General features: G+C 72.6%; 6 protein-coding genes. 3 read left to right on the top strand and 3 right to left on the bottom strand.

The window, feature by feature from the left end:
* The first annotated feature begins 428 nt into the window (after positions 1-428).
* Both ACFWIC_RS33445 and ACFWIC_RS33440 read left to right on the top strand, forming a co-directional pair.
* The gene (locus tag ACFWIC_RS33445) at positions 429-1,646 is read left to right on the top strand and encodes an acetyl-CoA C-acyltransferase (RefSeq protein WP_329882069.1); all 1,218 of its coding nucleotides are present in this window, start codon (positions 429-431) and stop codon (positions 1,644-1,646) included.
* A gap of 2 nt (positions 1,647-1,648) precedes the next feature.
* A complete protein-coding gene (locus tag ACFWIC_RS33440; RefSeq protein WP_329948615.1) occupies positions 1,649-3,778 on the top strand; it encodes a 3-hydroxyacyl-CoA dehydrogenase NAD-binding domain-containing protein in 2,130 nt (709 codons plus the stop codon).
* A gap of 151 nt (positions 3,779-3,929) precedes the next feature.
* On the opposite strand, the gene ACFWIC_RS33435 is transcribed toward ACFWIC_RS33440, so the two are convergent.
* The 3 genes from ACFWIC_RS33435 to ACFWIC_RS33425 form a co-directional block, all read right to left on the bottom strand.
* Complete coding sequence (locus tag ACFWIC_RS33435) at positions 3,930-5,471, bottom strand: glycosyltransferase family 39 protein (RefSeq protein ID WP_329882067.1); 1,542 nt, start codon at positions 5,469-5,471, stop codon at positions 3,930-3,932.
* A 217-nt stretch (positions 5,472-5,688) separates the two neighbouring features.
* Positions 5,689-7,608, bottom strand: coding sequence for a 1-deoxy-D-xylulose-5-phosphate synthase (gene dxs, locus ACFWIC_RS33430; RefSeq protein ID WP_355405208.1), 1,920 nt, complete (start codon positions 7,606-7,608; stop codon positions 5,689-5,691).
* Positions 7,609-7,927: 319 nt separating this feature from the next.
* On the bottom strand, positions 7,928-9,130 hold the full coding sequence (locus ACFWIC_RS33425; protein WP_329882065.1) for an ROK family transcriptional regulator: 1,203 nt from the start codon (positions 9,128-9,130) through the stop codon (positions 7,928-7,930).
* A 421-nt stretch (positions 9,131-9,551) separates the two neighbouring features.
* Here ACFWIC_RS33425 and ACFWIC_RS33420 point away from each other — a divergent pair, with 421 nt between their 5' ends.
* Positions 9,552-11,399, top strand: a complete 1,848-nt coding sequence (locus ACFWIC_RS33420; protein ID WP_329948613.1) for a PQQ-binding-like beta-propeller repeat protein — start codon at positions 9,552-9,554, stop codon at positions 11,397-11,399.
* Positions 11,400-11,468 lie beyond the last annotated feature (69 nt).

Here is an 11,468-nt window from a genome sequence, read left to right as displayed (position 1 = left end):
GTGTGGGGCGGGGGGGGGGGGGGGGGTGGTGCTCGCCCGGGGGGGGTGTCCCCCCCCCCCCCCCACGTCCGGCTCCGGAACGACCCGGAGACGGGCGGGGCGAAGGCCCCGCCCCGAGCAGGCCCGGAGGCGAGCGGGCGACACCCGCCCCGAGCCGAAGGGCCGCGCCGGTGCCGAGAGGGAGAAGCGAGGAAGCGACGAAGGAGCGCGGGAGCGCCGACCGTCGGCACCGGACCGAAGCGGCCCGGAGGCGAGCGGGCGACAGCACGTGTTGCGGGACACACGGGGAGATGCACCCGTCGGGCCTGGGCAGGTTGGTTACCGGCGGGTAGCATGACGGTGAAGCAGCGCCGCTCACGTCCCCTCGTGCGACGGACGGCGGCAGCCTGCCCACCTCAACCTGTTGGTCCCTGGGAGGAGAAGCCCCCGTGCCTCGTACCGCGAGGGACGTCGTCTTCGTCGATGGCGTCCGCACCCCGTTCGGCAAGGCCGGCCCGAAGGGCATCTACCACGAGACGCGCGCCGACGACCTGGTCGTCAAGTGCATCCGGGAGCTCGTGCGCCGGAACCCGAACCTGCCCGTCGAGCGCATCGACGAGGTCGCCGTCGCGGCCACCACGCAGATCGGCGACCAGGGTCTGACGATCGGCCGCACCGCCGCGCTGCTGGCCGGCCTGCCGAAGTCCGTCCCCGGCTACTCGATCGACCGCATGTGTGCCGGCGCGCTGACCGCCGTCACCGCGACCGCCGGCGGTATCGCCTTCGGCGCGTACGACATCGTCGTGGCCGGTGGCGTCGAGCACATGGGCCGCCACCCCATGGGCGAGGGCGTCGACCCGAACCCGCGCTTCGTCTCCGAGAAGCTCGTCGACGAGTCCGCCCTGTTCATGGGGATGACCGCGGAGAACCTGCACGACCGGTTCCCGCACATCACCAAGGAGCGCTGCGACGCCTACGCCGTGCGCTCGCAGGAGAAGGCCGCCAAGGCGTACGCCAACGGCGACATCCAGCCCGACCTGGTGCCGATCTCGATCCGCAACACCAACCCCGAGGTCGGCGAGACCGGCTGGGGCCTGGCCACCGTGGACGAGCCGCTGCGCCCGGGCACCACGATGGAGAGCCTGGCGGGTCTGAAGACCCCGTTCCGCCCGCACGGCAACATCACCGCGGGCAACTCGGCCGGTCTGAACGACGGCGCCACCGCCTCGCTGCTGGCCGCCGAGGACGTGGCCGAGGAGCTCGGCCTGCCGGTCAAGATGCGGATGGTCTCCTACGCCTTCGCGGGCGTCGAGCCCGAGGTGATGGGCATCGGCCCGGTGCCGGCCACCGAGAAGGCGCTGGCCAAGGCCGGTCTGACCATCGACGACATCCAGGCCTTCGAGGTCAACGAGGCCTTCGCCGTCCAGGTGCTGGCCTTCCTGGACCACTACGGGATCGCGGACGACGACGAGCGGGTCAACCCGTACGGCGGCGCGATCGCCTTCGGCCACCCGCTGGCCTCCTCCGGCGTGCGCCTGATGAACCAGCTGGCCCGCCGCTTCGAGCAGCGCCCGGACGTCCGCTACGGCCTCACCACGATGTGCATCGGCTTCGGCATGGGCGGCACCATCATCTGGGAGAACCCGCACTTCGAGGGTGGTAAGTGACCATGAGCACCACGACTGAGCTGCTGACCCGCGGCGCCGAACTCTTCCCCGGCGAGGTCGTCACCACCGCGCACGTCCGCCACCTGGACCTGCCGCTGCAGGCCGGCCGGCTGGCCCTGATCACCCTGGACAACGGCTTCGACCACACCAAGCCGACCACCTTCGGCCCGGGCTCGCTGCTCAAGCTGAGTGCGGCGCTGGACCAGGTCGAGGCGGAGGCCGCCGAGGGCACCGTCGTCGGTGCGGCGATCACCGGCAAGCCGTTCATCTTCGCGGTCGGCGCCGACCTCAAGGGCGTCGAGCTGCTCAAGGAGCACGCGGACGCGCTGGCCATCGGCAAGGGCGGCCACGAGGTCTTCAAGCGGATCGCCGCACTGCCCGTCCCGACCTTCGCGTTCTACAACGGCGCGGCGATGGGCGGCGGCGTCGAGGTCGGCCTGCACTGCGACTACCGCACGGTGTCCGCGGGCGTCCCGGCGTTCTCGCTGCCGGAGGTCTTCCTCGGCCTCGTCCCCGGCTGGGGCGGCTGTACCGTCCTGCCGAACCTGATCGGCCCGGCGAAGGCCGTCAAGGTCATCATCGAGAACTCGATGGCGCAGAACAAGCAGCTCAAGGGCAAGGACGTGTTCGAGCTGGGGATCGCCGACGCGATCTTCGAGCCGGCCGACTTCCTGGAGCAGTCGCTGCTCTGGGCGGCCCGTGTCCTCAAGGGCGACGTGACCGTCGAGCGCGAGGAGATCGACCGCGGCAAGGCCTGGGACGACGCCGTCGCCTGGGGCCGTCTGGTCGCCGACGCCAAGGTCCACGGTGCGGCCCCCGCCGCCTACCGGGCGCTGGACATCATCGCCCAGGTGAAGGACCAGGACCTCCAGGCCGGTTTCGACGCCGAGGACGCGGCCCTGGCCGACCTCATCATGGGCGGCGAGCTGCGCAGCGGCATCTACGCCTTCAACCTGGTGCAGCGCCGGGCCAAGCGCCCCGTCGGCGCGCCGGACAAGTCGCTGGCCCGCCCGGTCACCAAGGTCGGCGTCGTCGGCGCCGGTCTGATGGCCTCGCAGCTGGCGCTGCTGTTCGCCCGCCGTCTGGAGGTGCCGGTGGTCCTCACCGACATCGACCAGGAGCGCATCGACAAGGGCGTCGGCTACGTCCACGCCGAGATCGACAAGCTGCTCGGCAAGGGCCGGATCGGCCAGGACAAGGCCAACCGTCTCAAGGGCCTGGTCACCGGCTCGCTCGACAAGGCCGCCGGCTTCGCCGACGCGGACTTCGTGATCGAGGCCGTGTTCGAGGAGATGGGCGTCAAGCAGACCGTCTTCGCGGACCTGGAGAACGTGGTCTCGCCGACCTGCGTGCTGGCGACCAACACCTCCTCCCTGTCGGTCACCGAGATGGCCTCGAAGCTGAAGCACCCCGAGCGGGTCGTCGGCTTCCACTTCTTCAACCCGGTCGCGATCCTGCCGCTGCTGGAGATCGTCCGCGGCGAGCAGACCGACGACGTCGCGCTGGCCACGGCCTTCGGCGTCTCGAAGAAGCTGCGGAAGACCTCGGTGCTGGTCAAGGACGCCCCGGCGTTCGTGGTGAACCGGATCCTGACCCGCTTCATGGGCGAGATCCAGAACATCATCGACGAGGGCACCCCGATCGCCACCGTCGAGAAGGGCGTCGAGCCGCTCGGCCTGCCGATGTCCCCGATCGTGCTGCTGGAGCTGGTCGGCCCGGCCATCGCGCTGCACGTCTCGGAGACCCTGCACGGGGCCTTCCCGGAGCGCTTCACCGTCTCCGGGAACCTCGGCAAGGTGGTGAAGGCCGGCAAGCGCGGCTTCTACACCTGGGTCGACGGCAAGCAGATCCTCGACCCCGAGGTGCTGGAGCTGCTCTCCTTCGGCGACAGCGTGCTGACCGAGGAGCAGGTGCTCTCGCGGTCGCTGGAGGCCGTCGCGCAGGAGATCGGCCTGATGCTGGAGGAGGGTGTCGTCGCCGAGGCGCAGGACATCGACCTCTGCATGATCACCGGCGCCGGCTGGCCCTTCCACCTGGGCGGGATCACCCCGTACCTGGACCGTGAGGGCATCTCGGAGCGCGTGAACGGCAAGCCCTTCCTCGCACCCGGTGTGGCCTCGGTGCCCGCCTGAGGAGTGCACGACGGAGCCCCGGTGACCGACGGATCGGTCACCGGGGCTCTTCCGCGTGCCTGGGCTCCTCCGCGTGCCGGCGCTCCGTCCCGTGCCGGGACTGCCGGACCGGGCGGCGGCCGGGCAGGCCCGGCCCCGACCGCCGGGGGCGTCAGCGCTTGAGGCGGTAGACCACCGTGTCGGCGAAGACGCCGACCATCTCGTAGTGGGTGTCCAGCAGCGCCTCGATCTTCGGGATCATGCCGGGCTGGTACGGCGCGAGGCCGGAGTCGTCGACCACGACCTCGGGCAGGCCCTTGGCGATCTCCTGGTCGAAGGTCTGCCAGGCGTTGTCCACGGAGAACTGCTCGCCGACGTTGAGGCTGCTGTCCTTGCCGCCGCTGTAGTTGGTGAGGAATCCGGCGGTCAGGTACCGGGTGGCGGGCTTGCGGTCCGCGAGCCAGTACAGCTCCGGGTGCATGCCCCAGACCAGCACGGTGTCCTTGGGCGAGGTCTGGGCGGCGACCGCCGTGGCGACCTCGGTGGTGCGGCTGAGCCGCTCCCCCGGCCAGGCCAGCGCCAGGCCCCAGAAGACCGTGGCGGCGGCCGTGGTGTACACCAGGACAGGCTTCCAGCGGACCGCCGAGGTGGCGACCGCCCCGGTGCCCAGCAGCACCAGCGGGGGCATCAGCTGCAGGTAGTAGTGGCCGAAGAAGTGGAAGCCGACGCTGACCGCGATCACCGAGGACAGCAGCCAGACCCAGAGGTCCGTGGTGGAGCCGTGCTCCTCCCCGGCGACGGGCAGCGGGCGGTGGCGGTACTTCAACCAGAGCCGTCGGCCGACCGGCAGCAGGAAGCCGAGCCCGGCCCCGAGCAGGATCGCCGAGTTGCCGAGCGCCCGGCCGACCATCTGCAGCAGGGCGCCGCCCGCCGAGGCGTAGTCGCCGCTGCCGGTGACCACCCAGAAGAGGAAGCCCTTGGGCTTGGTGAGGATGACCGCGACCAGCGCTATCGGCAGCGTGAAGCCGAACCCGATCTTGAACAGGGCGGGCGGCCACCGGACGCCGCGCCGGCGGGCGTCCTGGTAGAGCATCCAGAGCACGGCCAGCAGCACCGCGCCGCCGGTCTGCTTGGTCAGCGAGCAGAGCGCCACCGCGATGCCCGCCGCCAGCCAGCGGCGCCGCTCGGCGTACCGGAAGGCGGCCACCATGGCGGGCAGCATGAAGACCTCGAAGGTCGCCGCCTGGGTGTCCTCCGGGGAGAGCCCGATGGAGACCAGCAGGTAGAGCAGCCCGGCACCGGCGCCGGCCCGGTTGCCCCAGCGGCCGCGGGCGATCGAGGCCAGCAGGATCGCGGTGACCAGGTGGGCGCCCACCGCCAGCGTGCGCAGCGGCCAGAGCGAGGCGGAGCCGAAGACCGCGAACGAGGCCTGGTAGAGCCAGGGCAGGAGCGGCGGCTTGCGGTCGACCACGGTGTCGTACAGGACGCCGCCGTCGGCGAGCATCCGGGCCTGGGTGGCCAGGAAGCCCTCGTCGGGGCTCCAGACCGGCCGGACGAAGGACGGGATGTGGGTGACGAGCGCGACCAGCGCCAGCAACGGCACCAGCCGCGTCCAGTAGCCGACGCGGACGCGCTCCCAGCCCTCGGCCGGGGGTACCCCCAAGGGCAGGCGCTCGGCGAGCGCGGTCAGGCGGGATCGGGTGGGGGTCGGCACGGATGACAACCTACCGGGCGGGATCGGCGCCGGAAGCGCCGGTCCCGCCTTTCGGTGCGATTATCAGCCCGATCCGTACCCGATCCGTACCTGATCCGTGCCGAACTGTTGCCGAGCCGTCGACGTCGGACGGCCGGGACGGCCCCGCAGGGCCCGGCCGACCCGCCCCCGCCCCGATCGGCCGGGCGGGTGACCCGGCCGGGTCGGCGGAGGTCGGTCAGGCCTCGACGGCGGCCACGTCCAGCTTGGAGACCAGCGCCGTCACCTGACGGGCGACGTCCGGGGCGGTGAGACCGATCTCGGCGAGGATCTCCGGCCGCGAGGCGTGATCCAGGAACTGCTGCGGAATGCCGAAGTCGCGCAGCGGCAGGTCCACGCCGGCGTCGCGCAGCGCCTGGGCGATCGCGGCGCCGACACCGCCGACCCGGCCGTTGTCCTCGACCGTGACGACCACCCGGTGCTCGGCGGCCAGGCCCGGCAGGGCCGGGTCGACCGGCTTGACCCAGCGCGGGTCCACCACGGTGGCGGTGACGCCCTGGGCGGCCAGCAGGTCGGCCACCTCCAGGCACATCGGGGCCAGCGCGCCGACCGAGACGATCAGCACGTCGGCGCGGCGGCCGTCGGCCGTCGGCCCGGCGGCGTCCGGCGCCGCCTCGCGCAGCACGTCCATGCCGCCGATCCGGCCGACCGCCGGGACGGCCGGACCGACCGAGCCCTTCGAGTAGCGGACCACGGTCGGGGCGTCCTTGACGTCGACCGCCTCGCGCAGCTGGGCGCGCACCTGGTCGGCGTCGCGCGGCGCGGCGAGCCGCAGGCCGGGGACGACCTGGAGGATCGACATGTCCCACATGCCGTTGTGCGAGGCGCCGTCGGTGCCGGTGACGCCGGCCCGGTCCAGCACGAAGGTGACGCCCAGCTTGTGCAGCGCGACGTCCATCAGCACCTGGTCGAAGGCGCGGTTCAGGAAGGTCGCGTACACCGCGAAGACCGGGTGCAGGCCGCCGGTGGCCAGGCCGGCGGCGCTGGTGACGGCGTGCTGCTCGGCGATGCCGACGTCGAAGATCCGGTCCGGGAACGCCTGCGCGAACGGGGCCAGGCCGACCGGGTGGAGCATCGCGGCGGTGATGCCGACGATGTCCTCGCGCTCGTGCCCGAGCGCCACCATCTCCTCGGCGAAGACCGAGGTCCAGTCCTTGCCCGCGCTCTTGATCGGCAGGCCGGTCTCCGGGTGGATCACGCCGACCGCGTGGAAGCGGTCCTCGTCGTTGTTCTCGGCGGCGTGGTAGCCGCGGCCCTTCTCGGTGAGGCAGTGCACGATCACCGGGCCGCCGAAGCCGCGCGCCTTGGTCAGCGCGGACTCCAGGGCGGTGAGGTCGTGGCCGTCGATGGGGCCGATGTACTTGAGGCCGAGGTCCTCGAACATGCCCTGCGGCGCGATGAAGTCCTTCAGGCCCTTCTTGGCGCCGTGCAGGGTCTCGAACAGCTGCTGGCCGACCACCGGGGTGCGCTGCAGCGCGTCCTTGCCCCAGGAGAGGAACCGCTCGTAGCCCTGGGTGGTGCGCAGGGTGGCGAGGTGGTTGGCCAGGCCGCCGATGGTCGGCGAGTAGGAGCGCTCGTTGTCGTTGACGACGATGACGACCGGGCGGTCCTTGGAGTCGGCGATGTTGTTGAGCGCCTCCCAGGCCATGCCGCCGGTGAGCGCGCCGTCGCCGATCACGGCCACCACCGGGTCGTGCTTGCCCAGCAGCTCGTTGGCCTTCGCCAGGCCGTCGGCGTAGGAGAGCACGGTGGAGGCGTGCGAGTTCTCGATCACGTCGTGCTCGGACTCGGCGCGGGAGGGGTAGCCGGAGAGGCCGCCCTTGATCCGCAGCTGCGAGAAGTCCTGGCGGCCGGTGAGCAGCTTGTGGACGTAGCTCTGGTGGCCGGTGTCGAAGAGGATGCGGTCGCGTGGCGAGTCGAAGACCCGGTGCAGCGCGATGGTGAGTTCCACCACGCCGAGGTTGGGGCCGAGGTGGCCGCCCGTCTTGGAGACCTCCGTCACCAGGAAGGTCCGGATCTCCTGGGCCAGGGTGGCCAGCTGTCCGGGCGTGAGCCGGTCGAGATCGCGCGGTCCCCGAATGCGGGTCAGCAGGGCCACCCGTTCCTCCTCGTTCAGTGTTCGCGGACCGCGAGGTCCGACGGGCGTCGCTGCCCGGTGCGGCGGCACTCCCCGCCGCCTCGCGGTCGGTGTCGACCGGTCGAGTCTAATCTCCGGCCGCCGGACACCGGGCGGGGCGTCCGGTGCCACCGGCCGGTACACGCCAGTCACCTCGACGGTCACTCTTTCGGGTGAACCGCAGAAACCGGCGTGTCGGCGCGCCCGGACGGGCCCGGGGCGCACCGCGCCCGGGACGGCCGTGACCCGGCCGCCGACGGGGAAGGGCGGGCCCGGGGGCGGCCGTCCGCGGCCCGAGGGCTCAGGGGCGGGCGGTGGCGGCCGGGGTCGGGCGGCCGAGTGCGCCGGACTCCCCCATCTCGCTCATCACCAGCGCGAGCGCGCCCAGCACCTCGGCGCGGCCGCCCAGGGTGCCGGGGACGACCGAGAGCTGGCGGGCGGCGCTGGGGATGGCGTAGCGGGCCACCGAGTCGCGGATCGGGGCGAGCACCAGCTCACCGGCCTCCGCGAGGTCACCGCCGAGGATCACGCGGCGCGGGTTGAGCAGGTTGCAGAGGGTCGCCACGCCGGTGCCGATCTGCCGGCCGGCGTCGGCGATCACCCGGCGGCACCCGAGGTCGCCCTGGTGGGCCAGCTCGACCACCCGGGGCAGCGAGAGCTCCGGGCCGAGGGTCGGCACGAGCAGGTTGAGCAGGTAGCGCGAGCCGACGAAGGTCTCCAGACAGCCCCGGTTGCCGCAGCGGCAGACCGGGCCGGCCTCGTCCAGGGTGATGTGACCGATCTCGCCCGCGGTGCCGCCCGGGCCGCGGTAGATCTGCCCGTTGACCACCAGCCCGGCGCCGACGCCGCTCGCCACCTTGATGTAGGCGAGGTCGCTCAGCCCGCGTCCCGCGCCCCAGACCAGCTCGCCGAGCGCGCCGAGGTTGGCGTCGTTGTCGACGTGCACCGGCATGCCCAGCCGCTGGGCCAGCTCGCGCCCGGGGGCGATCCCGGTCCAGCCGGGCAGGATCGCGGTCGAACCCAGCGCGCCGGTCTCCACGTCGATCGGACCGGGGACGCCCAGGCCCACGCCGATCACCTTCTCCGGCCGGAACCCGGCCTCGGCGAGGAGCCGTTCGACCAGGGCCTCGGCCCGGTCGAAGCCCTGCGCGGCCGAGACGTCGACGTCGATCGGGGCGCTCTCCTCGGCGAGCACCCGGTGCGCGAGGTTGCCGACCGCGACCCTCAGGTGGGTGTGGCCGAAATCGATCCCCACCACGATGCCCGCGTCCCCGCTGAGCGAGACGCTGCGGGCGCGCCGCCCGCCGGAGGAGGTGTCGGCGACCACGACGGTGCCGCTCTCCTTCAGTTCCCGGACGATGTTGGACACGGTGGCCGCCGAGAGACCGGTGCCGCGGGCGATCTCGGCCTGCGTCAGCGAGCCGGCCATCCGCACCGCGCGGAGCACCCGTTCCAGGTTGGCGCGGTGCAGTGAGGACTGCGAGCCCGGTGTGTCCGTGGACATGATCCACCCTCCCAAGGGCGCGGGGACCCCTCCGCCGGGCGTCCCCTTTCAAGTCCTGAAGCCTAGGGCCTGCGGCGAGGGGAGGGCGCGGTCATCCGTGAACGGGGAGGAGCGGCGCCGGGGCGGTGGCGGCCCGGGGACGGGTGAGGACTCCGGACAGAAACCGGAGCGGGACCGGGGAGAGGCTGGGGAGAGAGCGGGGAGAACGGGGGCGCAGGGCGCCCCGGCACCGGCCCGCCGGGCCCTGCGGGCGGACAACCGGCCGGTCCGACCCCAGGTCAGGGCCGCGGTGCACGGCGATACGGGCGCCAGGGACCGTCCGAAAACCGTCCCCCCGTACGATGGTGCCCAATCTCACCCGTCCCACCGGCCGCGGACGTGAACCGGCCGGGGGACGCTTCCAGACATGACGGGGCATCAGATGGCAGGGGATCACCCTACGCCGGGGGCGGGCGACACGCCCGGCGGCGGTCAGGACAACCGGGGCGTCTCGCTCGGGCGCAAGCCCGGTGGTGTGGACCCGGCGGCCGTGGCGGACCAGCAGACACAGCTCGACGGGTCGGCGGTGCCCGGGCAGGCGGCGCCGCCCGCACCGGCCGGCGCGCCCCCGGCACCGGGCACGCCGCCGGCCCAGCCCCCGGCCGCGGGCCAGGGCTACGCCTACGCGCCCACCGCCCCCGCCTTCCCCGCGCAGGGTCCGCCCCCGGGCGCCCCGGTCGGCCCGTACGACCCGAACGCGGGCCAGCAGTTCGGCGCCCCGAACGCGGGCCAGCCCTACGGCTACGCGGCCCCGCCGCCCGCCGACGGCGGCGCCGGGTACGGCTACCCGCAGCAGGGCGGCTACGGCTTCCCCGGTGCGCCGGTGCCGGCCGCGCCCAAGCAGCGCAACCCCGTGATGATCTGGGGCGGCATCATCGGCGGTGTGCTGGCGATCGCCATCGTCGCCGCGCTGATCGTGCTGTTCACCGACGACAAGAAGAAGAACGACGACCCGCCGGCCGCGACCGGCGGCACCAGCGGCGAGGTCACCGGCGGCTCCACCAGCGGCACGACCACCGCCCCCACCACCGGGGCCACCAGCAGCCCGACCACGGGCGGCGGCGGCAAGGCCGGTGCCTACAACCTCGCGTGGGCCGCCGAGAAGCCGGCCGCCGGGGGCAGCAGCTCGCGGCTGCTCGCCATCTGGGGCGCCGAGAAGACCGCGGTGCGCGTCGACACCACCAGTGTCCGGGGCATCAGCACGGTCGACGGCAAGGAGGCCTGGAACATCCCGGTGCCGGCCGGCACCAAGGAGTTCTGCTCCGCCTCGTACAGCACCAACGCCAAGCACATCGCCGCGATCTCGCTGAACACCGGTGACAGCGACTGCTCCACCATCGCCGCGGTCGACGTCGCCGCCGGCAAGCTGCTCTGGACGGTCAAGGTCGGCCAGCAGCGGATGTCCTCCCCGTCGCTGACCGTCACCGACAAGGTCGTCGGCATCGGCGCCAACACGGCCGCCGCGATCAACATCACCGACGGCACCCCGGTCTGGGCGTTCCAGCCGCGCGAGAAGGACTGCAGCGTCTACGGCACCGCCGCCGGCGCCCAGATCGTCGTCACCGACCGCTGCTACGGCCTCAACACCACCGTCAAGTCGCAGCTGGTGGTCGTGGAGACGGACAGCGGCAAGGTCACCTCGCCCGCGCCGATCACGCTCGGCGGCACCATCGAGCGGGTCGACAAGGTCCTCTCGGACCAGCCGCTGGTGCTGCTGGTGACGAACGGTCCGAACGGCGACTACATCCTGCCGTTCGACAAGACCAACAAGGCCGGCAACCAGATGTCGGTCAAGGAGCCCGGCTACGACAGCCTGCGGCTCAGCGGCCAGGCCGACGCGTTCAGCCTGAACGTGATCAGCGGCACGACCCTGTACGTGCAGACCAACCCGACCAAGCCGGCGATCAACGCGTACGACCTGAACACCGGCAAGCGGCTCTGGTCGACCACCGGTGACGCCAAGGACGGGCTGCGGCTGGTCTCCGGCACCGACAAGGACGGCAAGGTCCGGGCCATCCTGGACATGGGCTACGGCAAGGACGCCAAGCTGGTGACCCTCTCGCCGACCGACGGTGCGGCGACCGAGCTCGGCGCCATCATCGAAAGCAAGAACGTCGACCTCAACATCGGCCTCAGCCTCACCGAGTTCGTGATGCAGTCGGACGGGTCGCTGTACGGCTTCGGGCGCAGCAGCTCCGACGCCCCGGTGGCCAAGTACGTCAAGAAGTGACGCCGCAACGGTGATCCCGCCGGACACCCGGCGGGACGGGCGGGGCGGGGGTGGTCCACGGACCACCCC

The sequence above is a fragment of the Kitasatospora sp. NPDC127035 genome (assembly GCF_042726075.1).
Classification (GTDB): domain Bacteria; phylum Actinomycetota; class Actinomycetes; order Streptomycetales; family Streptomycetaceae; genus Kitasatospora.
Note: the sequence above shows the minus strand (reverse complement) of the source record. Positions and strands in the feature narration are given on the sequence as shown.